Origin of the sequence: Paenibacillus filicis (assembly GCF_038070315.1) — a bacterium.
In the GTDB taxonomy this organism is placed as follows: Bacteria; Bacillota; Bacilli; order Paenibacillales; family NBRC-103111; genus Paenibacillus_G; species Paenibacillus_G filicis.
This window is the reverse complement of the sequence record NZ_JBBPCC010000004.1, coordinates 149,748-175,100: the sequence shown is the minus strand read 5'-3', so window position 1 is coordinate 175,100 and position 25,353 is coordinate 149,748. Positions and strand designations below refer to the sequence as shown.

General features: G+C 57.3%; 18 protein-coding genes and 1 riboswitch. Of the genes, 1 reads left to right on the top strand and 17 read right to left on the bottom strand.

From position 1 onward, the window contains the following. The first annotated feature begins 54 nt into the window (after positions 1-54). Positions 55-1,593 (top strand): MDR family MFS transporter, encoded by a 1,539-nt coding sequence (locus WMW72_RS08725; protein WP_341415045.1) that lies wholly within the window; start codon positions 55-57, stop codon positions 1,591-1,593. 68 nt (positions 1,594-1,661) lie between these two features. Here the strand turns inward: WMW72_RS08725 and WMW72_RS08720 are convergent, their stop codons facing one another. From WMW72_RS08720 to WMW72_RS08640, 17 genes are all read right to left on the bottom strand, one after another. Continuing rightward, positions 1,662-3,293 carry an S-layer homology domain-containing protein gene (locus WMW72_RS08720; protein ID WP_341415044.1) on the bottom strand — a complete coding sequence of 544 codons (1,632 nt, stop codon included), beginning with the start codon at positions 3,291-3,293 and terminating at the stop codon, positions 1,662-1,664. A 281-nt stretch (positions 3,294-3,574) separates the two neighbouring features. Beyond that, entirely contained in the window at positions 3,575-3,988 is a 414-nt protein-coding gene (locus WMW72_RS08715; protein WP_341415043.1) for a hypothetical protein, read from the bottom strand. 452 nt (positions 3,989-4,440) lie between these two features. Next, a complete protein-coding gene (locus WMW72_RS08710) occupies positions 4,441-5,529 on the bottom strand; it encodes a class I SAM-dependent methyltransferase (protein WP_341415042.1) in 1,089 nt (362 codons plus the stop codon). Positions 5,530-5,589: 60 nt separating this feature from the next. Then, positions 5,590-6,600 (bottom strand): ABC transporter substrate-binding protein, encoded by a 1,011-nt coding sequence (locus WMW72_RS08705; protein WP_341415041.1) that lies wholly within the window; start codon positions 6,598-6,600, stop codon positions 5,590-5,592. Continuing rightward, the gene (locus WMW72_RS08700; protein ID WP_341415040.1) at positions 6,597-7,403 is read right to left on the bottom strand and encodes an ABC transporter ATP-binding protein; all 807 of its coding nucleotides are present in this window, start codon (positions 7,401-7,403) and stop codon (positions 6,597-6,599) included. The genes WMW72_RS08705 and WMW72_RS08700 overlap by 4 nt, the downstream gene beginning before the upstream one ends. Positions 7,404-7,420: 17 nt before the next feature. After that, complete coding sequence (locus WMW72_RS08695; RefSeq protein ID WP_341415039.1) at positions 7,421-8,503, bottom strand: FecCD family ABC transporter permease; 1,083 nt, start codon at positions 8,501-8,503, stop codon at positions 7,421-7,423. Between the two features lie 164 nt (positions 8,504-8,667). Then, positions 8,668-8,868, bottom strand: a riboswitch (cobalamin riboswitch). 161 nt (positions 8,869-9,029) lie between these two features. After that, a complete protein-coding gene (locus WMW72_RS08690; protein ID WP_341415038.1) occupies positions 9,030-10,505 on the bottom strand; it encodes a Sapep family Mn(2+)-dependent dipeptidase in 1,476 nt (491 codons plus the stop codon). A gap of 69 nt (positions 10,506-10,574) precedes the next feature. After that, positions 10,575-11,420, bottom strand: coding sequence for a carbohydrate ABC transporter permease (locus WMW72_RS08685; protein ID WP_341415037.1), 846 nt, complete (start codon positions 11,418-11,420; stop codon positions 10,575-10,577). Further along, positions 11,417-12,301, bottom strand: a complete 885-nt coding sequence (locus tag WMW72_RS08680; RefSeq protein ID WP_341415036.1) for a carbohydrate ABC transporter permease — start codon at positions 12,299-12,301, stop codon at positions 11,417-11,419. Before WMW72_RS08680 ends, WMW72_RS08685 begins: the two co-directional genes overlap by 4 nt. Positions 12,302-12,394: 93 nt before the next feature. Then, positions 12,395-13,675 carry an ABC transporter substrate-binding protein gene (locus WMW72_RS08675; protein WP_341415035.1) on the bottom strand — a complete coding sequence of 427 codons (1,281 nt, stop codon included), beginning with the start codon at positions 13,673-13,675 and terminating at the stop codon, positions 12,395-12,397. A 31-nt stretch (positions 13,676-13,706) separates the two neighbouring features. Further along, a complete protein-coding gene (locus tag WMW72_RS08670; RefSeq protein WP_341415034.1) occupies positions 13,707-15,038 on the bottom strand; it encodes an ABC transporter substrate-binding protein in 1,332 nt (443 codons plus the stop codon). Positions 15,039-15,177: 139 nt separating this feature from the next. After that, positions 15,178-16,362, bottom strand: a complete 1,185-nt coding sequence (locus WMW72_RS08665; RefSeq protein ID WP_341415033.1) for an acyl-CoA dehydrogenase family protein — start codon at positions 16,360-16,362, stop codon at positions 15,178-15,180. A 120-nt stretch (positions 16,363-16,482) separates the two neighbouring features. Beyond that, positions 16,483-17,691 carry a response regulator transcription factor gene (locus tag WMW72_RS08660; RefSeq protein WP_341415032.1) on the bottom strand — a complete coding sequence of 403 codons (1,209 nt, stop codon included), beginning with the start codon at positions 17,689-17,691 and terminating at the stop codon, positions 16,483-16,485. Beyond that, positions 17,688-19,445 carry a cache domain-containing sensor histidine kinase gene (locus WMW72_RS08655; protein WP_341415031.1) on the bottom strand — a complete coding sequence of 586 codons (1,758 nt, stop codon included), beginning with the start codon at positions 19,443-19,445 and terminating at the stop codon, positions 17,688-17,690. Before WMW72_RS08655 ends, WMW72_RS08660 begins: the two co-directional genes overlap by 4 nt. Positions 19,446-19,696: 251 nt before the next feature. Next, on the bottom strand, positions 19,697-20,509 hold the full coding sequence (locus WMW72_RS08650) for a WD40/YVTN/BNR-like repeat-containing protein (RefSeq protein ID WP_341415030.1): 813 nt from the start codon (positions 20,507-20,509) through the stop codon (positions 19,697-19,699). 356 nt (positions 20,510-20,865) lie between these two features. Next, the gene (locus tag WMW72_RS08645) at positions 20,866-24,099 is read right to left on the bottom strand and encodes a bifunctional cytochrome P450/NADPH--P450 reductase (protein ID WP_341415029.1); all 3,234 of its coding nucleotides are present in this window, start codon (positions 24,097-24,099) and stop codon (positions 20,866-20,868) included. A 330-nt stretch (positions 24,100-24,429) separates the two neighbouring features. Next, positions 24,430-25,326, bottom strand: coding sequence for a LysR family transcriptional regulator (locus WMW72_RS08640; RefSeq protein ID WP_341415028.1), 897 nt, complete (start codon positions 25,324-25,326; stop codon positions 24,430-24,432). Positions 25,327-25,353 lie beyond the last annotated feature (27 nt).

Sequence of the window (25,353 nt, the reverse complement as noted above, 5' to 3'; positions counted from 1 at the left end):
CAGATTGATGCTAAAACAACAAAGTGTTGTTTATGAGGAAAGGATGTGCTGAACTTGTTAACTAAACAAACCAAGGCAGGACGTGTGCTGACCGGATTGCTGGCCGGGCTGTTTCTATCCACGCTGGACCAGACGATCGTCTCCACGGCTATGCCCAACGTCGTTCAGGAGCTCGGGGGCTTCTCGCTGTACAGTTGGGTCTTTACCGTGTATATGCTCGCTTCCACGACGACGATGCCGATCTACGGGAAATTAGCGGATATCTGGGGAAGAAGGACAATGTACGTAACCGGGTGCCTGCTGTTCCTGATCGGGTCGGCGTTATGCGGACAGGCAGGAAGCATGACCGAGCTGATCGTATTCCGGGGCATCCAGGGACTGGGAGCCGGTGCCCTGATGCCGATCTCCATGACGATTGTTGCGGACCTGTACCCGCCGGAGAAACGAGGGAAATTCATGGGGCTGCTGGGTGCGGCGTTCGCCTTATCCAGCATTCTCGGCCCGGTACTGGGCGGTGTCATTGTGGAGCAATGGGGATGGGGATGGATCTTTCTGATCAATCTGCCGATCGGCATTCCCGCGCTGCTCCTCGTAGCGACCTCCTTGCAGGAGCAGAAACGATCCATAAAGCCGGTCATCGACTGGCTCGGCGCACTAACCCTCAGCTCCGCTACCGTATCCATCCTGCTAGCCCTCGTCTGGGCTGGGGATATCCCGGGCTCCGCGATGTCCTATAGCTGGTCGTCGCCTGTCATCATCGGACTGCTGGCCGCAGGTGCGGGACTACTCGCGGTATTTCTGTGGATCCAAACGAAAACGAAGGAACCCCTGCTGCCTCTGAGGCTGTTCCGGGTCCGCACGATCACCGTAGGCCATGTGGTGGGATTCTTCATGAGCGCGGGCATGTTCGCCGCCATCGTCTATCTGCCGCTATTCGCGCAAGCCGTGCTCGGCGTCTCTTCCGCCCGCGCAGGATATATTCTAATGCCGCTTATGCTCGCAGTCGTCGTAACCTCCGTAGCCGGCGGACGGCTGATGAGCAGGCTGTCCTACCGAGCCCTGCTCGTGCCCAGCCTGGCGCTGATGACGATCGGCTTTATCGGATTCAGCCAGCTGGGCGTTGATACGTCGGGCGTCCAGCTGATCGGCTTCATGATCATTGCCGGTCTCGGAATGGGCGCCGTCTATCCCACCGTCGGCACGGCGGCCCAAAGCGCCGCGGACATTCAAGACCGGGGAGTTGCCACCTCATCGTCACAATTCTTCCGGTCGATGGGCGGCACCGTGGGGATCAGCGTGCTGGGCAGTCTGCTCACCCGAAGTGTGGCGGCGGGTACGGTGGGATTGAAGGAGCAAGCGGGCGGAATGCCTGCGGAACGCTTGGAGAATCTCTCCGACCCTCAGCTGCTGCTGAATGCCGGAGCACGCCTGTCCCTGCCTCCGGAGCTACTGGCTGGTCTTCAGCGCGTATGGAGCGAATCGCTCGGAACCCTGTTCACAGGCGGACTGATCTTCGTCATCATCGCGCTTGCCGCAAGCTTCGGCCTGGGGCGGGCAAGGCTTGTGGAGAAGCGCCAAGAAATCCGCCGTTAAAAGCCGACAACCGCAAAAAAACAGCTGAGGCAGAAGATCAATCTCTGCCCAGCTGTCTTTGTCTGTAATTATTCGGCTGGCTTTACTTTGACAAAAGTCGTCACTTGCTTGCGGTTCGGCAGCACCGAGGTTAGCTCAAACGAAGTTACCGTTCCGATGATATGGACCTTGCCGTCTTGCGTCACCTGAACCGTGCCGTCTCCCTCAATTCGGTTGACCATAAACAGGGAAGCAAGCGCGAAGTTGTATTTCCGGATCTCATCCTTCTCGTACTTGATTCCGTAATTATCCGTGATCGACAAGTCCATCGCTTCATAAGCGTCAAATTCGCTGGAAGCGGACAGATCGTGGGTATACGAGGTATTTCCCGCTTTCAGTTCCTGGCCGTTTACACTGTCTGATTTTACGACAACCGTTGCTTGGATCTGCTTGGTGTCGCCATTGAGCGTCCTGAGCATGATGTTAAGCGTCGCAGTTCCTGCCTTGTTGCCCAGAATATAACCACGATTATCATCGGAGACTCCGACATCGACCACACTTGGATTGGAAGTCGTCATGGCCTGGATGATACCTGGCACGGCAACCTCTTCTCCCCCTGAAGTGACCTTCACTTTTATTTCTTTGGCAAATTTGCTCATCACCGGATTCTCGGCATTGGCCCGCGTTTCCAGGCCATTGTTGCCTGTAGCGGCTTCGGTCAGTCCGCTATCTCGAACATTGGCAATCTCATAGGTTTGGAGCGTGTCATAGTTAGTGCCGCCGGAGCTCACACCCCCCGATACGGTCAGCGTTCGGGTTGCCAGCTTGATCGCAGCCGCATCCAAACCGCCCAATGTAACGGTATAGTCTCCTGGCGTCAGTTCGGTCGAGACCGTTAAGGTGGCGGATTTTTTATCAATGGACCACGAGGTGACAGCAGATACGACGGTATCGCCTTTTTTCAAGGCCAGCGTCGCTTTGGCGGTGTCCACGGCGGTATCCAACTCAACCTGCACCTTCAGCTTGTCGCCGGATGCCGTCACAGAACTGATCGAAGCCGGAACGACCGGAGGCTTCGTTTGCTCTTCGTGGAGATCACGCGCCGCATAAGAACTGTTCACCAAATCCGCACGATCAGCCGCAATATCGCCGGTCTTGCCGATCGGATGGATACTGAGCGCAGCGGCTTGCTTCACGGCATCTGCAAACCAAGGAGTACCCGTGGCATCAACCTTTTTGCCAAGCCCCTTCAGTAGAATCGTATCCAATTGACCTGCCGTCACTTGAGCCCCAGGGGCGAAGGTTGTATCCGTCACGCCCTCGATCAGTCCTGCTTTTCTGGCCGCCTCGATATAAGGAATCGCCCAGCTGTTGGCTGAATCATCTGCACGGACGTCCGAGAAGCTGGACACCTTAACAGACGAATCGACCTTGATGCCGAAAATAAGCGTGGCAACCTTGGCGAACTGGGCGCGCGTCATTGGGTCATGAAGGCCGAAGGTATCGCTGGATACGCCATCGAAGATGCCATCTGCCAGCATTGCATTAAGTCTGGCTTTGAAGCTGGCGTCAATATTCTTCAGATCTTGGAAGCTGTCTGTCGTCTTGATCGCTTCAGCGGCCAAAGCCGTTCCGGCGGGCTGAAGCAAAGCCGCTGTCGTCGTGAACGAGAAAGCCATAGCGCCTGCAGCTACTAGAGCTGCTAGTTTCTTAGTATTCATAGTACCTCCTGAGTACGAACATGATGAGGAATTGTTGAAAAAATCCGGTAGCCTTAACTATACCTTGCAGCATGAAGACTGTCATTGTCAAATTGTTGGTCATGCGGTAATCCTATAGACGGGCGGCTATTCATTAAGGTTGCATGGGCGGCCATCCTAATTCTTCCTCCGTCCGGGTTGATAGGGTTCATCAGGAATGTTATATTGTTCATCTTAGCAAAAAAAGAGAGCGCCGGTCGCTCGGCAGCTCTCTTCTTCCATGCAGATCGTGTGATTAAAACTTACCACTGAATAGCAATTGTATTGGGGTTCTCATTTTCACTTAGATATACGTATTGAATAATACTATTTTTAATAAGAGTTCCTTGGCTATTGTAGGCGCCCACCCAAACCTTATAAGTCGTTCCGGCACTTCCGTCGAAAGAAAATGATCTGCTGCCATTTGTGTTTTGATTCACTTTTACATTATCAGTGACTGAATCTCTGATTGTAATTCTATAATCCGTAGCACCAGACACTGCAGGCCAGTTGATATTTAATCTTACAGTAGCCGCTAGAGCAGATACATCGAAAGCTTCGGCGCTAGTGCTGCTACTAGCGGCAGCAGGTACACCAGGCTCTTGAGCAAACGCGGAACCGGAACCGATAGACAACAACAGTGTTGCAGCGAGAGTAGGGATGAGTAGTTTTTTCATGAATTATTTCTCCTTTTTTGGATAAATTTTACTTCTCCTAGATAATACCATTATATTGAAATTAAATCCATATATTTGCAATAAAACATATTTATATAATAGATTCAAAGTTTTTATAATTTTACTAATATATGTTTATTGTTATTAACTAAATCAGCAGACTAGAGTAGCGACAGACCCAAGATAATCAAGGCATAGAACTCCCTAGATATGTCTGACCGAAGAGACAATGGACCGAACCCGATGGCAAACTAGGCTTAGCGGATTTTTCGATTTACAAAATAAGAAAAACTCCTTATCGGAGTTCTTCAGAGAGCCGGACCGTATTTGACTGCTGTTCAAAAAAGCGCTCGGGAGATAAGGGACATCGACTATGCCTCCCTATCTTCCGAGCGCTTTCAATGGACATACTTATTGTCTTACTTTGCAAAAGAACAGCGCTAACTGCCCGCTCAGCGCTTCCTCGCCATCACCGTGAAGGACACGGCGGCCGCGTGACCGTGCATACCGCTCTCTGCTCCCGCGTGCAAGCCTCCTGCCCGCCACGCGTCCGGCTTATAAAGCTTCGTGGACGTGCCGAGACGTCCCTCGGCCTCCAGCGTCTCCAGTGACTCATCCCGCTGCATGTCTGACACGGGATGGTCAAGCCCAGTCGGAAGCACCGTGCCCCATGGCTGGCTGGCGCCTTCATTCTCCACAAGGCCGACAACGTCGAAGCCCTCCGACTCCAGCAGCAGGACCAGTTCCTTGGGCGTCATAAGCGCCAGCTCCCGCTCTACGCGGTACCGGGGCTGCTCCAGGCCATCCACGAACGTTTCGAAGGTAGTGGTGACCCGGAACGTTTGACGCCGCCATGAAGTTTCCCCTTCTACGTGCCTGTAGACGATCTTGTCCTTCGGCAGCAGCTTGCGCTGCACCGTCTTCCAGCTCGCCTCAGCAGGAGGCAGCAGCAGCTCAACGGCAAGCAGCCCGTCCGGTGCCAGATGCTCCCGGATTCTCCGAAGCACCGTCCGATGCTCGCTCATCCGGGTTATATGCTGGAACACGCCCTGAAGACACAGGGCGTGTGTGAACGCCCTCTCCGCCAGCTCCAGCTCCAGCATCGGCTGCTCTGCCAGCTCCAGGCTGTCCGCGCGGCCCTTGAGCACGCGCTGGCGCTTCGCCTCCGCGAGCTTCAGCATCTCCCGGCTGCGATCCACACCGCATACCCGCATGCCGTGCTGCGCCAGCTCCACGGCGATCCGGCCAGTGCCCGTCCCGAGCTCCAGCACGCGGGGCGGCTCAGCAAGCCCCCCGCTGGTCGCCAGAACCCAGTCGCGGGCGAAGGCGATGCCGGCCTTACCGGCGAACTGATCGTACAGCTCCACCTCTATCCCCGCATACAGGGCATTGGCTTGCGGCTCATGCCGCACGCCCTGAAGACCGCACCGCGAACAGACCGTTCCGGCCAAGGCACCAATCGGCACGCCCGCAGGCACACCGTTGCGGCTATCCCCAAACCATTCGTCATATTTATAGTGGCAAAATGAACAATCCGTCATAGTCAATGCGACGACACCTCCGGGCCTCTTTCTCTCGACAGCTCCGAGAAGAGCAGGTCTTTATTTAAATTTCTCGGGATAGAAGCCCTTCGCCATCTTGTCCAGGGCCGTCATGTTCCGGACTCCCTCGAACACATCGGACAGCGGCATGATCACGAACCGGTTATTCTTGATCGCAGTCACATTCGCCAGAGCCGGATTGCTCTGCAGGGACTTGATCTTCTCTTGGGCCGTCGGCTTGTCGTAATCGAAGATCAGGATCACCTCCGGATCACGCGCCACAACCTCCTCCCAGCTCACCGTCGCCCAGCCCTTTTCGACATCGCCGAAAATATTCTTACCGCCTGCCAGCTGGACCAGATTCGTCGTTAACGATTTACCTGCTGTGTACGCCTTGTCATCTCCGCTGTCATAGGCAAATACCCGCAGCGGCTTCTCAGGCTGACCGATCTTCGCTTGAATCTCTTTCACTTTCGCTTTCATCGAATCGATCATCGCGTCGGATTTGGCCTTCACGTTGAAAATAGTTCCGATATTCGAGATATCCGCATACACGTCATCCAGCGAGCCGAACGGCACATAAGTTCCTTGGGCCACATAGGCCGTGATGCCTTTTTCCTTCAAGGCTTCTACAGTACCGACACCTTTCTCGGCAAAGGCGCTTTTGCGGCCGTAGACAAAGTCCGGATCAGCACCCAGCAGCACTTCCAGGGAAGGATACTTGGCAGCGAGCACCGGGATGGCGGCATACTTTTCCTTCAGCTCAGGGAGAATCTCGTCGTCCATGTAGGCGGTGCCGACCATCGACTTCTCCAGACCTAGCGCCAGCATAATTTCCGTCGTATGCTGGTTCAAGCTGACAGCCCGCTTGGGAGCTTCCTTGAAGGTCAGCGTACGGTCCATGTTTTGGATCGTGACAGGCGTATAAGCTGCCGCTTGCTCGGACGATGCTTTCTGCGGGCTGTCTCCGCCAGCCGCCGGGCTCTTCGAAGGGGTTTGACCGCAAGCGGTCAGGACTACCAACAGCGTGCTCATGAGCACAGATATCATCAGTGTTGAAAAACGTTTCATACGAGTAAGGCTCCTTTTGTCTTAAATTGAGATTGCAATGATTCAGGGAAATACGTAATGCTGAGCCTGCGGGTCACCGGATGCACGGCCAGCTCCGCACTCACGCCGAACACTTCTTCCAGCAGTTCGGGCGTTATCACTTCATCGGGCGTGCCCGAAGCGTGTACCTGACCGGCGTTCATCACGATGATCCGGTCGCAGAAATAACAAGCCATATTCAGGTCATGCAGTGCCGATAACGCGGTAATCCGCAGTGTGCGGACCAAGTCCATAATCTGCAGCTGGTACCGGATGTCCAGATGGTTCGTCGGCTCGTCCATGATGAGAAATTGCGACTGCTGAGCCAGCGCCCGGGAGATCAGCACGCGCTGCTTCTCCCCGCCGGACAGATTGGAGAAGCTCCGCCGCGCATAGTCCCCCATCCCTACACGGTCCAGTGCTTCGCGAACCAGGGCGTCGTCCCCCTTCGTATCTGCGGCAAACATCCCTTTGTGGGGATGGCGGCCCATCAGTACAATATCCCAGACTGTAAAATCAAAGACGGATGACGTCTCCTGACTGACCACCGCCATCCTCTGCGCAGCTTCCTTGTAGGACAGCTCGGACAGAGCCTGCCCGTCCAAGGAAATCCAACCCGCTTGGGGCTTCAGCACGCGGTAGATGTTTTTCAGCAGCGTCGACTTGCCGCTTCCGTTCGGACCGATGATGCCGACAAATTCGCCCGGATTCACCTGCAGGTCCACGTCTTGCACGATAGGGACTCCCTTGATGCCGTACGAGAGCCCCTGAACCTCCACCTTCATCGGTCGGTTCCCTCCCTCTAGAACGAGTATGAGCTGCGGCGCAGCAGCCAGATAAAGAACGGACCGCCGCACAGCGCCGTGACGATGCCGACGGGCAGCTCCTCTGGAGCCAGGACCAGCCGGGCGAACACATCCGCCCAGATCATGAAGGATGCCCCCAGCAGCATGCTGACCGGCAGAACGCGGCGATGGTCGGAGCCTACCAGCAGCCTCACCAGATGGGGGATCATCAATCCGATGAATCCGATCGCTCCGCTGACCGCGACGATCACCCCCGTCAGCAGGGAGGCCACGATCACCAGCACCTTGCGGAAGCGGTCCATGTGGACTCCCAGGGTGACAGCCGTCTCTTCTCCCATCAACAGCGCATTCAGTGAACGGTATTGCAGCATCAGGTACGCGGTACCGGCCACGACCAAGAAGGACGGAAGCGACAAGTAGCTCCATTTGGCCCCGGTCAGACTGCCCATCATCCAGAACATCGCCGACCGGATGCCTTCTTCCTTCGGCGCCATTGTCACGATAAAGCTGGTCAGCGCCGACAACATCATAGACACTGCGATACCCGCGAGCAGCAAGCGCGTATTGGACAACGAGCCGCCGACGCGTGCCAGCATGTAGACCAGCACGATGGCGAGCAGCGACCCAAGAAACGCCGACACGGATAGAGCATACGAGCCGAACACTTGAAACGCGCCGAATAAAATCACAAGCGTAGCGGCAGCGGACGCGCCCGAGGACACACCCAGAATGTACGGATCGGACAGCGGATTGCGGGTCAGCGCCTGGATGACAGTCCCCACTACAGCAAGTCCGCCCCCTACGACAGCGCCCAGCAGCACGCGCGGGAAGCGGATGTCCCAGATAATATTGCCCTGTGCCTTGGACCATTGCGGCTCCAGCCACTGGTCCACGCCAGGGATATGCGAGAACGCAATTTTCCACACGGTGGACGGTTCGATACGGACCGGCCCCAGCATCACCGCGAGCGTAACCGACACGAGCAGCAGCACAGCCAGCCCCAGCACGATGAGGGGGAACCGTCCCTCGGCTGCGATCCGGGTTGCTGCGGCAGATCTCTCTTGCGATAAACGACTCATCTGACCCCCTCTTTCCTCCAGATCTCACACACAGCAAAAAGGAGCATCCCTACCCGCGATCAGCGGTTAGACATGCTCCTCTAATAGACAGGACGGCTCGAAATAATCGAGGTCCACCAATAAGCCTCAGCATTCTAACACCTCCCCATTCTCCGCAGGTCAAAGCAGTGTTGTCCAAACAGGCAGGTCTCCTGACTCAGGGTTTCTCTCTCGGCGTCTTCCCGGAGCAAGCTCCAGTGACATCGTACCGAGAAATAGCCGGACCTTCCGGCTCCCTTTACAGTGGCGGGACCGTGACGGATTTGCACCGTACTTCCCTTTTAAGCTTTGGCCGAAGCCAAAGCACCTGTTTCCACTTATGCAATTATCATCCTTTAGTCTATAGCAGCGATAAGAATAGTGTCAATTGAAATGTTTACGAAGAAGCGTACTAGCAGACATATTCATCCGGTAAACATACAGAAAGCCCGCTGCCGCAGCAACCGGGCTACTCCGTCTTAGCCTTTACAGCCTGCCTATTTCCCGCTCATGACTCGGCCCATTCATTCAAAGCCAGCAGCGCCATCACATAAACCTTGAGCGCCGCCAGCAGATTCGGGATTGACTGGGCTTCATCCGGCCCATGAATCTGTCCATGGCCCTCCGGCAAGCCGAGCACAGATACATCCGCCGGCATCCCTGGACCGAAGCCAACGGCATGCGGGAGCTTGCGGGCGTAGGTGCCGCCGCCCATGACGAACGGCTCCTTCTGCGTCCCCATCACCCGGTTGAACGTATCGTTCAGCAGCCTGACCTCCGGGGCATCCTTATCGACCCGGTTGCCCTTATTCACCTGCACCGCGTCAAGCGTGAAGCCATGACCGGCAGCCGACTGCTCGAGCGCCTTGAGAAGGACGGAAGCATCCGCCGTAATCGGACACCGGATATTGAGATTCAGACGGGCCTCGCCCCGCACCAGGCTGCCGATCGCGCCGACGCAGGTCAGCTCGCCGGACACCTCATCCGCGCAGGCGATGCCCAGCGCTGCTCCGTCATAAGTGGCGCACACCGCCGCGATGAACCGGAAGGCTGACGCCTCTCCGGCATCCAGCAAACCCGCAGCGAGCACGGCGTCCAACAGCACGTGAATCGCATTGATCGAGCCGGACGGAAAGGCCGCATGCCCCGGAATTCCCCGGGCCGTCAGCCTGACTGCACCCAAATCCCCCGGCAGCTCGCCCGGCGCATCCACGCGCGTTACCGTGACCGTCTCCGGCAGAGCCTGCAGCCTGCGCCCCAGCCCTTCGTCATAGCGCAGCGTCAGCTCGGCCTCGCCGGGTACGATGTTGGAGGCGCTGCCCGCCCGGAAGCCAAGCACCGCTCCACCTCCCAGACTGGGCGATATCAGGTCTGCCTGGATCAGGCCTTTCTCCCCATAGCAGACCGGGAAGCCGCTGTCTGCTACGATATTGAAGTCCGGCACATCCCCGTGCTGGACGACATACACCGCATCGCCCATCCCGATCTCCTCGGCACTGCCGATGATCTGCTTGACCATGTAGCGAAGCGGAAGCCCTAGCTCCCGGATGCAGCGCAGCGCGTACAAAACGGCGACGACGGGGCCCTTGTTATCCTGCACGCCCCGGCCGATCAGGAAATCACCGACACGTGTCGACTGGAACGGAGGATAGACCCAGCCGTCCCCGGCAGGCACGACATCGGTATGCCCCCAGATGCCGACGCTTCGCTGGCCCGCTCCCCCTCCCTCGATCACCCCGCAGCGGTAGTCGGTATTGGACGTGCGGAAGCCGTATCGCTCCCCAAGCGCCAGCACCGCCTCCAGCGCCTCTGCGCAGGCCTTGCCGTACACCTTCGGCTCGGCGCTCTCCGTGGCCACGCTGGGAATGGATACGAGCAGCGCGATGTCGGCCAGCAGCTCGTCCTGATGGAGACGGATCCAGTCGTCAATCCGCTTCTCCAGCTCCAGGTCCTGCGCCGCTTCCTGCCCCGTTTCCTTACTCATCGCTTAGTTCCTCCTTAGATCAGCTATTGATGTGCATGCCTAACAACAGCTGGCCCCATCATCCGCCCATCAACCCTTGATCGCACCGTCGGTCAGCCCCGCGATAATATGCTTTTGCCCGAAGGCGTACACGATGATGATCGGCAGCATCGCCAGCAGATACGAAGTAAAGGCCATCGTATAATTGAACGAATACTCGGTCTTGAAATTGTATTGGAACAGCGGCAGCGTCCAGAACTCCTTGGCCTTGTTCAGCAGCAGCAAGGGCAGCATGAAGTCGTTCCAGAACCACAGCGCATCCATAATGATCAGCGTCGCCAGCATCGGGGCGATCAGCCGCAGGATAATCGACGAATAGATCTGAAACGTGCTGCAGCCGTCGATGCGAGCCGCTTCCTCGATCTCTGCCGGCATATTCTGGATGTAATTGACGAGCAGGAATACGCCCCTCGTCAGACTGAGCGCGCCGTACAGCAGAATCAAACCGAACGGGTTCAGCAGATTGAGCCCCGTCATAATTTTCGTCAGCGGCAGCATGATGACCTGGAACGGTACGAACAAGCCCAGCAGCATGTAGAGATAGATAAAGTTATAGTAGCGTTTATGCCGATTCCGGGCGATCGCATAGGCCACCGCCGGATTGATCAGCACGACCAGCAGCACCGAGAAAAACGTAATGTACGTCGTGTTCCACACATAGCGCCAATAATCCCCCTTGGCCAGCAGCTCTGCGTAGTTATGGAAGCTTAGGCTTTCCGGCAGAGCAAAGAAGCTTCGGCCCGCCTCAGGCAGTGTCTTGAAGGAATTGACCACCACGAGATAGAGCGGTCCGAGAATGAGGAGAATGCCCACTAGCAGAATCACATTTCGAATGATTCTCCAGCCGAGCCCTTCCGCTTGGATCGTCAGCTTCATGCATTCACACCGCCTTTACGGGATACCCAGATCTGGACAAAGGACAGGAGGGCAATGATCACGAACAGCACGACGGATTCGGCATTGGCCATCGCGAACTTCATGTTCTGAAAAGCGTCATTGTAGATCATGATGCCGATCAGATTGCTCGCCTTGATCGGTCCACCGCCCGTCAGCGTGTAGGCATAATCGAAGGAAGTGACGCCGGCCTTGATCGCCAGCACCATATTGACCGTGATCGTAGGCACGAGAAACGGCAGCGTGATGAACCGGAACCTGCCCCATGTGGTCGCCCCATCCATCCGGGCGGACTCGTACAGCTCCTCGGGCACCGATTGCAGCCCGGCGATGAAAATCAACGTCGGCAGCGCCACCGCCTGCCAGATATTGACCAGCACGATGGCGATCAGTGCATATTTCGGGCTCGCGAGCGGACTTTGCATCAGTGCAGCGATATTCAGCGCTTCGCCGATCTTCGGCGTGAGGCGGTAAAACATCTGGTCCCAGATCAGGGACAGCGTGACCGCGCTGATCATAGCCGGCAGGAAGTAGACCGACTTGACGAGCGTCTTGAAGAACCTCAGGGAATTCAAACTGAGCGCGAGAATGAGCGACAGCAGCATCACCCCGATGACGAGCATCACCGCATACTTGCCCGTAATCTGCAGAGACTGCCAGAAATTCGGATTCTGGAACAGACTCGTGTAATTATCGAACCCGATATACTGATAGCCCTTGCTGATCCCGTTCCAGTCGGTGAAGCTGTAATTGATACCGACGATGACAGCATATACGAAAAAGACCGAATATAGCGCCACCGCAGGCAGCGTAAACAAAAAATACGTAGCACGGTCCCAGGAGAAGACCCGATTCCGGTTCATGCCGCACCTCTTTCCTTCGGATCGAAATTGGAAAAAGGGGGATCATTTCGAAGGGAACCCTTCTGAAATGACCCTCCCTGTTGCTGTACGCTCTTATTTGGCAGCGTTTAGTTTAATCGTGGCCTCGATATTCTTCACATATTGCTCCGGGCTTTGCTTATCCAGCAGGAAAGCCTGTGTTGTGCTGTACAGCTCCGTCACGATATTGTTCGGCAGCGTGGATGCCATCCAGTCATGCACCTGGCCCTTGTCGATGAAGTCCAGCAGCGGCTTCAGGTTCGCATCCTCGTACTTGGTTCCCTGAATAATGGACGGCTCGCCGGACAGGTCGGACCACTTCTGAGCGACTTCCGGACGTGCCAGGTAGCTGATGAATGTGATCGCCGCTTCCTTCTCCTCCGGCTTGGCCTTGGCCGAGACGGACAACGCTGCGTTCACGCCGCTGAGCGTCGTGGTCGTCTGCAACGTATCGTTAGGCAGCGGGAACGCGCCGAATTTCAGATTCGGATTGGCGAGCTTGATATTGCCTCGGCCGTAAGAGCCCGAGATAATCATCGCCGCCTTGCCGTTCGCGAAGGCCTCCTGCATCATCGCGGTGCTGGCGCCGAAAGCATCCTTGTTTGCATAGCTGACGAGCTCATTGAGCTTGTTGCCGAAGGCCAGGAAAGCCGGGTTATTCGCGACCTGCCCCTGCCCCTTGGACACCTTGACCATCTCCTCGACGCCGCCTGGCACATAAGCGATGTTAGTCGCCTGGAAGATATGGCCCACGTCCTTGATCGGCAGATACAGAGGGGTGACGCCGCCTGCGGCGAAGGTCTTGCAGGCTGCGATGAAGTCCGCGTAGGTCGTCGGGATCTGCACATTAAACTTCTGGAACAGCTCCAGGTTGTAGTAGACAGCCATGTAATTGCGGGCATATGGCAGCGAGTAATATTCGCCGTCATTCGCCGGTGTCATCGCCAGGTACGATTTATTGACTTTTTCCAGGAATGGCTTTCCGCTCAGCTTCTCGATATAGCCGTTCTTCACCTTTTCCTTGAATTGGAGCTGGGTCGGCCAGTCGGTGAACAGCGGAGGAATATCGCCCGAGGCGATTCTCGCCGTCAGCACTTTAACGGAATCCGGAACGGTGTTCATCTCGATTTTGATCTTCGGGTATTCCTTGGAGAAGTCCTCGATCACGGACTTGTAGGCTTTCTGGATCGCTTCCTCTCCCTGCTGCTGGAAAAACTCGATTTTGACGACCTCATTTTTCTCCGTCTTGCCGTTAGAAGTTCCTGTAGCGGCCGGTTCGGCCTTGCTGCAGCCTGCGGCAGTTGCCACCGAGGCAACGAGCAGACCTGTGAGTGTGAGCTTTACGTGTTTATTCATGCTTCTTCTATCTCCATTTCCATTATGAAAGTTAAGGGGTCTGAGCTTGAGCGGACAGCTTAGCCATAGCCTCGCTGCGGAATTTGGCTGCGCCCTCCTCCGGCGTAATCCGCCGGTACAACATTTCCCGCTGCAGCAGATTGAACAGCTTGACCAGCTCAGAGCCGACCGCCGATTCCGGCGGATCGATGGGGCTGCCCCGCCGCTCCACCAGATCCAGATAATCCAGCACCTTGCGTTGCGTCGGCGAGAGGGAATCTCTGATCCCTGCGATCACCCGCGGGTTATACGGCAGTCCGAAGTAGCCGTTCAGCGTCTTCGCCGCCTCCAGGTTGTTCGTGAAAAAGTCGATGAACAGCGCCGCCTCATCCGGATGCTTGGAGCTTCTCGCAATCCCGTGGAAGAAGGAAGGCTTGATGTACATGCCTCGGTCACCCGAGCCCGGGTACATCGCCAGCCCGATCGGATACCCAAGCTGCTTCTCCATAATATCGATCTGATTGCTCCAATACGTCTGGGCGCCGAAGGCCGTCAAACCGCGCGGGAACACTCCATCGTCCAGTCCCCGCGTACCCTGCTCCAGCGCCGCGGGACTGATCAGCCCATCGTCCTGCAGGCGGAGCTGCCGTTTGAAGAAAGAGACGAACAGCTCGTCATCGTCGTAGCCCAGACCGGTCTGCGAGGCGTTATACAGCGACTTCCCCTGCTGTCTTAGCCATACCTGGAAGTGCTTAAAGGTCCACACCATATCCCCGTAGACACCCGTCTTCACCCGGATCGTCCGAAGATCGCTCTCGTACTGCTCCCAGGTGTAGTCCGGCCCGGGCGGCTCCACGCCCGCCTCATGCAGCAGCTTGGGGTTATAGAACATGACCAGCGCGTTATTGCCGATGTTGATGCCATAGGTCAAGCCATGAGCCGTGGAGGCTTGATTGTGAATCGGATTGCTTAGGGCAAGATCGATCGCCCCCGACTCGATATACGGATTCAAGGGCAGCAGAAGGTCCTTCTCGATGTATTTCAGAATATCGGCGTAATCCATCCGGATCATATCCGGCAAGCTATTCGTGGCCGCCATCACCGCCAGATTGCCCGCGTAAGCATCTCCCCAGAAATATTCCGCCTTCACGCGGATATTCGGATACGCCTGCTCGAACAAACGGATGACAGCCTCGTTCTTCTCTACGGTCAATTGGGAGTTGGCCCAGTAAGTCAGTCTAAGCGTGACGGGCTCGGGGCTTCCGGGCATGTCTGTAGAAGACATGCGGTTTCGGTCTAATACCGAACCCGTGCCCACGGCGCTCATGCAAATCGTCAGAATGACTGCCAGCACAAGCAATATGCCGATTCCGAGTCTCCTCAAGCGGACCATAGCGCTGCTCCCTTTTACGCGTAAACTGGCTTACTGCCGTTCTTCCTGCTGCTTCCGTGATTGCGGTTATCCCTGTGCTTCCGTTTCTTTGGCAGCTCCGCTTTCCCTATGTCCAGCCCTGCGTCCGGCCTTACTCCGCTTCCACGATCGCACGGTTCGCCAGATTCGTAAGCACAATGTCATCCATCGGCGGATTGTGCAGGCCTGCCCGGACATCACGGTACATGCGCTCCAGCGGCAGACTGCGGGACAGGCTAAGTCCGCCAACGATGCGCATCGCCTGGTCGACAATGCGGAGCGCCGCATTCGTGGCGATGTATTTGGCCAGCCCCAGCTCGGACTTGAGCGCTGCCCGGTTATCCGGCTCCCGGTCCCATCGGTCGGCCGTCTGGTACAGATAGCTGCGGGCCGAGATCAGATCGGCCTCAATCAGCCCTAGCTGGCGCTTGATGTTAGGCAGCTCGGCGATCGGGACGGTGAGCGAGTTGGGCTGATGCCTGCGGGCAAATTCCAGCGCGAAGTCCCTCGCACCATGGGCAATTCCGATGTAACAAGCCGGAATATGCAGCATGGTAGCTTCCGTCGGCACAGGCGCTGAAGGTACCGCAGGCTGCTCCAGTCCGCGGATCGTATCCTCGTCAGGCACGAACACATCCTGCAGATGCACATCATGGCTGCCGGTCGCCCGCATGCCCAGCGTGTTCCACGTCTCCTCGACGGTGACGCCCGGACCGCTGCGGACGAGGAAGGAGCCGACCTTGTCACTGCCGTCAATCCCGGCCGTCACGACGAATTGCTTGAGAATCGGGCTCAGCGTGCTGAACGTCTTGCGCCCGTTGATCCGCCAGCCGCCCTCAGTCCGGCTCGCCGTCGTCGTCGGCCTGCCTCCGCGCGTCGGGCTGCCGGTAGCCGGTTCGCTGGCCAGCTCATTGATGAGAGCGCCGTCCCGCACCACATCCTCGCACAGTTTGGCGTACAGCCGCTCCGGCCATGCCCCGGACAGACGATGCTGCATAATCAAGTGAATATGCCAGCCGACTGCCAGCGCCGTTGAGCCGTCGCCCCTAGCCAGATGATCCTGAGCCAGTACCAGTTCGTAAGCCGATGCCTCTTCTCCCCCGTGGGCGCGCGGAACGGTCAGCTTCAAGTACCCCGACTGCTTCAGATCTTCAAAGTTGTCAAACGGAAACGACCCCTCCAGATCATGCTTGGAGGCTCTCTCCGCGAATACCGAGGCTAGGCGCTCCGACCTTGCCGCGATCTCCGCCTCTCGTGCATTGCGGATGAATGGGTCCCGATGAGCGGGTCGAGTCATCTTCCCTCCTACCGCCTTTCCTATATTCCTGATGAATTTACTTTGTTTTATAATAGTTTACGTCCAATCGCCCCTCCGCAGTAGATAAAAAACCGATCTTTTTCTTGTAAAAATCCGCTTTTATTCCGCTTCCCCGCTCAGCCGCTTGCGGTATTCTGCCGGGGAACAGCCATTTATTTTCTTAAACACATGGGCAAAATATTGCGGGTCCTGCTCGAACCCGCACCGCTCCGCGACCTCATACATTTTCAGTTGCGGCATCGCCTCGATAAGCTCCTTGGCTCTCTCCATACGCCGGACCGTCAAGTACCGGGTATACTTCTCCCCGGTCTCCTGGCTGAATAACTTGCCCAAATATTCCGAGTTCAGAAATAGATGGTACTGGGCCAGCCACTGCAGGGACAGCTGCCGGTTCTCCAGATGCTCGGCGGTTAGCTGCTTGATCCTGACGACGACCCGTGATCTCTTGCCCGAGTGCAGTTCTTTCCGGCTGTCCATCAGCACGGCCAGCTCACGCTCGATATACTGCCTGATCTCCATCAGCGTCTTCATCTGCCAGATGCGCACACCATCGCTCTCGCGCTTGTAGCCGAAGGACTGCACCGCCTCCCGGAGCACGGCATCCAACAGCTCCATGCAGCGGCCTGTCGCGAGCTTCGGCTCGGAACGCTGCTCGAATAAGGCCTGGAAGAACGCCTCCAGCCCCTGCTCCAGCTCCTTGTCGTCGCCATGGCGGACCGCAGCGACGATTCGCTGCAGCCGCTCCTCTTCTTCCGCTGCTGCCGGGGGTTCTCCCTCCGTAGAGGCTGCTGCCCGGCTATGACTCGATGAGCCTCCGTCCTCATAAGCATAGAAGCCCGACGCTCCCGCACCGGCCGTTTCCTGACGCCTCTCCGTCTCCGCCAGCTGCAGCCGCAGCCCCTCGAACTCCCGCTCCCGGTTCCGCCTGGCGTCGAGCTCCTCCTTGACCTCCTGCAGCACCTGCATAATTTCCTTCTCGTCGCTCGGCTTCAGCAGATAATGCCGGACGCCGAACTTCATCGCCTGTGCAGCCAGCTCAAACTCCCCGTAGCCCGATAAAACGATGAAGATAATGTCGGCGTGTTCCTCCTGCGTTTTCCTGATCAACTCCAGCCCGCTTAGCCGGGGCATCTTGATATCCGTAATGACGATATCGGGACGGTGCTTCCTGATATCGAGGTAAGCGGCTTGTCCATCCGCTGCCGTTCCGGCCAGCGTCAGTCCCAGTTCCTCCCATTGAATCATCCCCGCGATACCTTCCCGGATCATCCGTTCGTCGTCGGCGACCCATACTTGATAATGACTCATCCTGCTGCCCCGCTTTCTGTCATGACCGGCAAGGAGATCCGGATGATCGTCCCTTGATCCAGTCCCTGATGGATGCTAATGCCATAATCTTGCCCGTACAGCAAATGTATGCGTTCATGGATGCTTCGCAAACCGAAGCCTCCGCTTGTACCCTCCGTCTTGCCGGCCGTACCGCCAGCCCCTAGCTCCGGCTGCCCGGCCGCTTCACTCAGATAATCCGCATCCATACCCGGCCCGCGGTCTGTAATCCACAGATCGAGCCGGTCACCGAACCGCTCCCCGCTAATCGAAATCTCGCATCGTCCTGTCGTCTCGTCGATCCCGTACTTCATGCAATTCTCGACGATCGGCTGCAGAATCATGCTCGGCAGATACAGACTATGCAGTTCCCTGGAAATCTCGATGTCATAGCGGAGCCGCTCCTCGAACCGAAACTTCTGAATAAACAAGTAGTTGTTCAGATGGGCGAGCTCCTCCCGGACGGTCACCATCTCTTTGCGGCTGATCGTACTGCGCAGCATATCGCCGAGCGCCTTGACCATCCCGGAGATCGCAGTCTGCCCGTTGCGCCGGGCCAGCCAATTGATCGAATCCAGCGTGTTATACAGAAAATGAGGATTCAGCTTCGCCTTCAGCGTCTCGTACTGCGACTCTTTCAGATGAAGCTGCTTCATGTAGTTTTCTTTGATCAGCACATCGAGCCGTTCGGCCATTCTGGAGAAGTTTAGGCGGAGCAGCCCGATCTCATCGGGATTTCTCACCGTTTCGACACGAATGGAGGAAAAATCCCCTTTCTCGACTCGCATCATCCGCCGGGCCAAATCTTCCAGGGAACGGGTGATATTCCCCGAGAACAGGACCCCGAACCAGATCAGAACGGCAAAGATACAGCCATACAGCACCAGCAGCAGCCGTCTCATGAACACGGCTGTATCGAACAGCGAGTCGTAAGGAACGAGATGAATAAATGTCCAGCCCGTATAATCCAGCGTCGAGTAGGTCGCCAGATACCTGCGGTTGTTCACGCTCATCATCCGATACGGCTCCTGCCCGGAGCGGAAGCCTTCGGGAAGCTCCACCGCCAGCGTCTCGCCTTTATCGGCATAAACCGGCTTGTCCCCGTCCTGGATCAGCAAGGTGGACTCATAGCGCGTGCGCTTCTTATCCTTACGGCTTACGATCTGATCGGCATCGACCCGGATGATCATCGTGCCCAGCGGCTGGAGGTCCATATTTTGGACCGCGCGAATTTGCCTCACGGACAGGAACGTCACCGGCTCCTTGCCCCCGATCCAGAGACTGGCCCCCGCCTTGCTAGCTGCCAGGCGCAGCAGCTCCTCATTATGTGCCGGGACCGGTGCATCCGCCAGCGAGCCGGCCAAATATTCGTGACCGTTCGTGTCAACGATCACGACCGATTTGATCGCGTAGTCATGGAACGGGTACATGAGCAGCTTTTGCTTCAAGGAGCTTACGGCATTCAAGTATTCCAGCGTCCCCTGATCCTTCTTGATTTGCTTCAGCGTCTGCTGGATATCCGGATCGCTCACGACCGTCAGCGTGAACTTGTCGATCTCGTTCAGCTTCTCCTCCATCCGCTCCGAGTACAGATAGAGCTTATCGCTGGCTTCCTCGTAGACGAGCCGTTCGTACAGCGTTTGGATGCGCCCGACATAGAGCAGCCCGATAAAGCTGATGGCAACAGCTCCAATAATGACGAAAAGCACCAGCTTGTGCCTCAGCTTGAGTTTCATTGCTCACCTTCCCGTATGGATGAAGAAAAAGACCCTATCGGCAACCCGCCGGACATGCCGCTCCTGCTGAAATAACCCCACAGAGTGGGGTCTCGCCTTCTTGCTTGATAAGGGTTCACAAATTCGTATATTCCGATATATTTTAACGAAATTCTAGCAACGTTCAGGTAGCCTGTCAATGCTGAACTTTATGGGATTGCCAGCCGCCCAGCAGCTGCCGTATCCGACAAAAACACAAACGGTCACCATGCCTACCGATAATGTCCTTCCGAGAGGATTCGTCCTTCCTCATCATTCCAAGTTAGTCCGTAGTCCTTGCTGGTTAGATATACCGTTCCTGCCACCTCACCGTCCAGGCTAAGCAGGATAGGAAGTCGTCCGTCTTTTCCGTTGAAAACGGGGGAAAGAGGGGTTTTCTGATACGCATCCCATGAATCCGAAAGCGAGATCACGAGCTTCTCCCATGACTTCCCCCCATCCTGCGTCCAATAAACGGTAGGCCCCTTGTCCGCATAATATCTGTACCCCAGAAAGCCAATATCCCCGCTGGAAAACCCCGCACCCGTCAATTGTTCCGTATATTGATCATTCGGGTTGCCAAGCTCCCGCCAGGTCTTCCCTCCATCCGAGGTCTGATACACATGATTCAGTGAACGTCCCGCCCCTGCGGAACCGCCCGAGACGATCCAGCCTTCGGCTTTATTTGTGAATCCGATGAACTTGGTATCATATCCCGCTGAGCCTGGAATCGGCGTGTCGGTCCACGTCTTCCCCATGTCCTCGCTGATTAATACATGAAGCTGCGAGGATTGCCCGTTGGCAAAGCCATACACGATAGCCGTTTTTTCCTCTGCTATATAAAAGCCCGTGTCCGCTCTGCCCATGCCCTGGACGGAACCCGTTGTATCCAAAGTTAACGGGGCTTGCGCCGTAACGTCCCCGTTTCGGTACGAGATGAGGACATGACCCTCTTGATCCAAAGAATATGAGTTGCCGGCATCGTATGCGATAACGGGTTCACCGCTAGAGCTATGGGAATACATAGTGCCGGGCTTCGCATTCATACTCTTAACGCTTCCGCAGGCACCCACCGCTCCAACCGAACTGATCGATAGCAGGGCTGTACATAATAGGGAGATAGCATGTTTTTTATACCTGTTTACCCTATGGGAAAATCTCGCTTTCATGAGCCTACATCCCTCCTGGATAGGTCTTGGATCGTGCCCCGATGATCAACAAGTGAATTGAAATTCATGTATATCTACCTATTATAAGGTAATTCCTTGAATATGAGGAGTTTTTTACGTTAATGGCGCTGGGGATGTGCAGGGGGATAAAAAAAGAAGACAGCCGACGCCTGGCTGTCCTCCTGTTGTATGCCCGCCTCGTCTGGACTCGGATGCTTATCGCACGCGGGGCCTCACCGGGCTTGCTCCCCGCTCCACACATCCTTCGCGTAGCGACCTTCTTCCTGAAGCTGCTGCAGCCAGCGCTTCGCCTCCTCGTCGTCCACGCCGTGGACCTGGCCGTAGGCTCGCTGCAGGGTCGCTTCCACATCAGGCTCCATCTTGCTTCCGTCGCCGCAGACATAGAGCCGGCCACCGCGGTCCAGCAGCCCGATCAAGGTATCCGCGTCCTGCTCCATCTGGTGCTGGACATAGGTTTTGGGCTCGCCCGCCTTGCGGGAGAAGGCCGTATGGAGCGTGACTACCCCCTCCTGAGCGAACGCCTCCAGCTCATCCCGGTAGATGTACTCGCCCTCTCCTCGGCAGCCGAAGTACAGATGTGCTTCGCCAAGCGCCTGACCCTCCCGCTTCAGAGCGAGCCGGGCTTGCAGGAAACCCCGGTACGGGGCCACTCCCGTCCCCGGTCCGACCATTACGATCGGGACCTGTGGGTCATCCGGGAGCTGGAAGCCCGACTCCGGCGTGCGCACGAAGATCAGCACGTCGTCCCCCGGCTGGCGGTCCGCCAGATAGCTGGAGGCCACACCCCGGTATTCGCCCAGGCCGCTCCAGGCCGGACCGCGGACTACCCCTACCGTGATGCTGGCCGTATCCGCCTGCACGCGCGGAGAGCTGGAGATTGAATAATACCGCGGCTTGAGCGGCGGCAGCAGCTCCAGGAACCGCTCGAACGGCATCTCACAAGCCTCGTATTTCTCCAGCAGATCCAGCATGGACAAGCGGCGGCTCAGCACCTGCTCCCGGTAAGCCGTATCCTCCAGCAGTGCCTCCAGCTCCCGCTTGTGCGGAGGGCATACCGTGAAGGCTGCCAGCTCCCGCAGCTGAGCGCGAGTGGCCGCTTCCTGCAGCTCCACGCTATAGGTGAGCAGGTCGTGCAGGCGCACCGGATGCTCCAACGGCAGATGCGCCGAGCTGCGGCCGGCTGCACTCAGGATCAATTGATCATGCCCGTTCAGCCGGTAGCGGCGGAGAATGCGGTCCACCTGCTCCTTGCGGTTACCAGGCAGCACGCCGAGATGATCGCCCTCCTGGTATGCGACGCCCTGCGGCAGCGCAACCTCCAGATGCCGGGTGCTCCGCCCGCTCTCCGGCGCTTGCAGCTCGCGGCTCGCCATCACGGCCGCGTGCACAGCCTCATAGGACTGAGCCAGCGGAGCGGCGGCGAGGCCGCTGACGAATTGGACGGTCAGCGTGCTGCGTGCCTGCTCAACCTTGTCGTTGAACCGCAGGCCGAAGGCCTCCATCACATCCGGCCACAGGTGCGCTCGCCACTGATCCAGCTCGCTCTCGAAGTCCCCGCTGGCATCGCCTTCCCCCCGGGAAGTCAGCCTGCGGGCGCCCTTGGCCGCCAGTTGCTCATCGATCAGCCTCGGCACATCCTGATAGGTGGAGGCCCAATTGCGGTCTCCGCAGCCGAATACCGCATAGCTGACACCTGCCAGCTCGCCCGCCTCTACCCGCTCCAGCCACTGCACGAACTGGCGCGCATTGCCAGGCGGCTTGCCGTTATAGGAGGCCGTGACGATGAACACGGCTCCTTCCGTAGGCAGCTTGCCGAGCCTGGCATCCAGCGGGGCCACCTCACTTCGCACCCCGTGGAAGCGTGCCGTGTCCGCTAGCTCGCGGGCGATGCCTTCGGCGGTGCCGAGATTGGAGCCATACAGCACGAGTAGCGGCGGATGGTCGCTGCCTACGAGTCTCGAGCCGGAGGGCGATGCGTCCCCGAGTGGCTGCTTGCCCTCGGCGGAGACGCCAGACGCCGGGCGGCTAGCCGTAGCTGTAGCCGCGGACGTGGACGTATCTCCCACAGCTACTGGCACTCTAGGACGGACGCGAATGCGGAAGCCGTCCGGCTTTAGCGTCAGCGTTTCCTTCACCTTGAGCTGGTAGCTCTCATGGTCGATCAGCTCCAGATGCTTCAGCACCATCCCCAGCACCAGTACCGCCTCGTGCAGTGCAAATTGCTGGCCGATACAAGCCCGTTGCCCATTGCCGAAAGGCTTGAACGCATGCATCGGCACCCTATGCGGGTCCTCGAACCGCTCAGGCCGGAACTCCTCGACATCGTCGCCCCAGGCATCCGGATCACGGTGCAGCTTGGGGATGATGATGTTCAGGCTGTCTCCCTTCTGAAGCGGATATTTGCCGCCCAGCGTCGTGTCCTCCTTGGCATAGACCGAGAAGGCAGGCGCCGTCGGCCACAGCCTCAGCGATTCGTTGAGAATCATGCGAATATATTTGAGCTCCACCACCTGCTTATAGGTCGGCAGCGGATCCGTCAGCACGCGGTCCACCTCTTCACAGGCCTTCCTCAGCTTGTCGGGATGCTTGAGCAGGTAGTAGATTGCGAAGGAAAGCAGGCCGCTGGTCGTCTCATGCCCGGCGATCAGGAACGTAATGATCTGATAGCGGATGTTCTCGTCGTCCAATCCCTCGCCTGTCTCCGGGTCCTTGCTGTTCAGCATCCGGGAGAGCAGATCCTCCCCGTCCTGGCTGCCCGCAGCCTTGCGCTCGGCAATGATATGGTCCACGAGTGTGAACATCGACTCGATATCGTGCCGGAACTGCCGCTTCGTCATAATCATCAGCTTATCCTGGATGTTCAGACGCTGGAGCTGGCTCATCGCCTCATCGAGCGAACGGGTCATGCTAACAATGAACGGGTGGGGCTGCTCGCGGTAGAAGCTGTTGAACCGGTAATTGAATCCGCACAGTCCGATCGTATCCAGCGTCAATCTCGTCATATCCTCAGGCACTTCCACCGCGTCCTCCGGGTTGAGCCGGGTCCACTTCTGCACCAGCTGCAGGGCGATATCGAGCATCATCTGGTGGTAGCCCTGCATCGCCCGCTGGCTGAAGCTCGGCAGCAGAATGTTATGTGCCTTCTGCCAGTTGGGCTCCTCTGTCCAGCTCGTGAACAAGCCGTCTCCGGCGAAGGCTCTTACCTTCTGCAACGGGGCCCAGACCCGTTTGTCGAAGCGAGACTCGTCGCAGGCCTCTTCCACCAGCTCATGGCCAGATATGTACAGCTCCGGACCTCTGGCAAAATCCATCTTGAAGATCGGTCCATATGTATAAGTCAGCTTGGTCAAGGATTGAACCGGTGCATCCTTGTCGATTTGCGGCAAATTGCCGAGCGGGCCGAACGTTTTCGGCTGGGGAATGAGTGCTGCTTCTTTACTTGGCATATATCCCTTCCTCCATCTGATTCAAATAGTCGCACGCTCCCTACGAGGCCGTAGAGGCGGGTATCCCGCGTAGTATACCCATCAGACACTGCTTCTACTTCTATATGTATCCTGTGGCAGCATATTCTGGGCACGATTAATTAACCTTCGGATAATTCATTCTAGGTTTTACCCGAATCTATGCGGTTTGAATCAGCAGCCGATCATGATGGATTCAGCCCCCCTCCAGCCTAAGGTCCAAAAAAACAGCAGCACGCTCCGCCATTGACGGCAGGTCATGATGCTGCTCCCCCGAATCCCCATTCCCTAGGTCCTCGGGTCCTCCTATTGCTAATCTGGACCGGCGTTACCGGCTGTCAGTCTATCCATAAAGCGCTCAGCCGCCAGCGGCAATGCCCTGTCCCGGCGCGTCGCGATGCCGATGCTTCGGTGCGGAAGCGCCTCATCCAGGAGGAGCTCCAGCAGCTCGCCACTTCGCAGCTCCTCCTCTACAAAGGATCGGGTCATGAATGCTGCCCCGTATCCCTGCCTGGCGAATGCTGTAAGCAGATCGATACTGCCCAGCTCCATATCCGGCTTCACCGCAATACCTCTCGCGGTAAACCACCGCTCGACGAATACCCGTGTGCTGCTCCCCTCCGAGAGCAGCAGCAAGGGCAGGCCAGCCACATCTGCTGCCGACAAGGTGCGACCCGTCCACGCCCGGTAAGCTTGGCCCACGACAAAGCAATCCTCCAGCCTCGCGAGACGCCGGAGCTCCAGCTGAGGATCTTCCACCGGCATATGCACGATGGCGCAGTCGATGAGTCCTTCCCGGAGGCGCTGCGTCAGCTGTGGCGTGCTGCCATGAGACAGGCGGATACGGATGCCTGGATACTCTTCGTGAAATCGGTTCATCTGCGGGAGCAGCAGATGCTTGATCAGTGATTCGCTCGCCCCGATCCGCACTTCGCCTTCCGTCAGCTGCTTCAGATTATGCAGATGCTGCTGCGCAGCATCCAGCAAGGCGAACGACTCGTCCACATAGCCGAGCAGCGCCCGTCCCTCCTCCGTCAGCTCCACTCCCTTGGACAGCCGGTGGAACAGCCGGATGCCCAGCGCCTCCTCCATCTGCTTGACCGCATAGCTGACCGAGGGCTGCGTAATATGCAGCACCTGCGCAGCCTTGGTGAAATTCCCGCTGCGGGCTGTATGCAGGAAAATCCGATACCACTCTAAGTTCAGCATTTGGCATAAATCCTCTCTATGTCATGG

Coding starts and splice junctions, on each gene's coding strand:
- WMW72_RS08720 (WP_341415044.1), bottom strand. CDS start 3,293: ATGAATACTAAGAAACTAGCAGCTCTAGTAGCTGCAGGCGCTATGGCT.
- WMW72_RS08645 (WP_341415029.1), bottom strand. CDS start 24,099: ATGCCAAGTAAAGAAGCAGCACTCATTCCCCAGCCGAAAACGTTCGGC.
- WMW72_RS08710 (WP_341415042.1), bottom strand. CDS start 5,529: ATGACGGATTGTTCATTTTGCCACTATAAATATGACGAATGGTTTGGG.
- WMW72_RS08680 (WP_341415036.1), bottom strand. CDS start 12,301: ATGAACCGGAATCGGGTCTTCTCCTGGGACCGTGCTACGTATTTTTTG.
- WMW72_RS08675 (WP_341415035.1), bottom strand. CDS start 13,675: ATGAATAAACACGTAAAGCTCACACTCACAGGTCTGCTCGTTGCCTCG.
- WMW72_RS08695 (WP_341415039.1), bottom strand. CDS start 8,503: ATGAGTCGTTTATCGCAAGAGAGATCTGCCGCAGCAACCCGGATCGCA.
- WMW72_RS08650 (WP_341415030.1), bottom strand. CDS start 20,509: ATGAATGCGAAGCCCGGCACTATGTATTCCCATAGCTCTAGCGGTGAA.
- WMW72_RS08665 (WP_341415033.1), bottom strand. CDS start 16,362: ATGACTCGACCCGCTCATCGGGACCCATTCATCCGCAATGCACGAGAG.
- WMW72_RS08700 (WP_341415040.1), bottom strand. CDS start 7,403: ATGAAGGTGGAGGTTCAGGGGCTCTCGTACGGCATCAAGGGAGTCCCT.
- WMW72_RS08705 (WP_341415041.1), bottom strand. CDS start 6,600: ATGAAACGTTTTTCAACACTGATGATATCTGTGCTCATGAGCACGCTG.
- WMW72_RS08685 (WP_341415037.1), bottom strand. CDS start 11,420: ATGAAGCTGACGATCCAAGCGGAAGGGCTCGGCTGGAGAATCATTCGA.
- WMW72_RS08660 (WP_341415032.1), bottom strand. CDS start 17,691: ATGAGTCATTATCAAGTATGGGTCGCCGACGACGAACGGATGATCCGG.
- WMW72_RS08640 (WP_341415028.1), bottom strand. CDS start 25,326: ATGCTGAACTTAGAGTGGTATCGGATTTTCCTGCATACAGCCCGCAGC.
- WMW72_RS08715 (WP_341415043.1), bottom strand. CDS start 3,988: ATGAAAAAACTACTCATCCCTACTCTCGCTGCAACACTGTTGTTGTCT.
- WMW72_RS08690 (WP_341415038.1), bottom strand. CDS start 10,505: ATGAGTAAGGAAACGGGGCAGGAAGCGGCGCAGGACCTGGAGCTGGAG.
- WMW72_RS08655 (WP_341415031.1), bottom strand. CDS start 19,445: ATGAAACTCAAGCTGAGGCACAAGCTGGTGCTTTTCGTCATTATTGGA.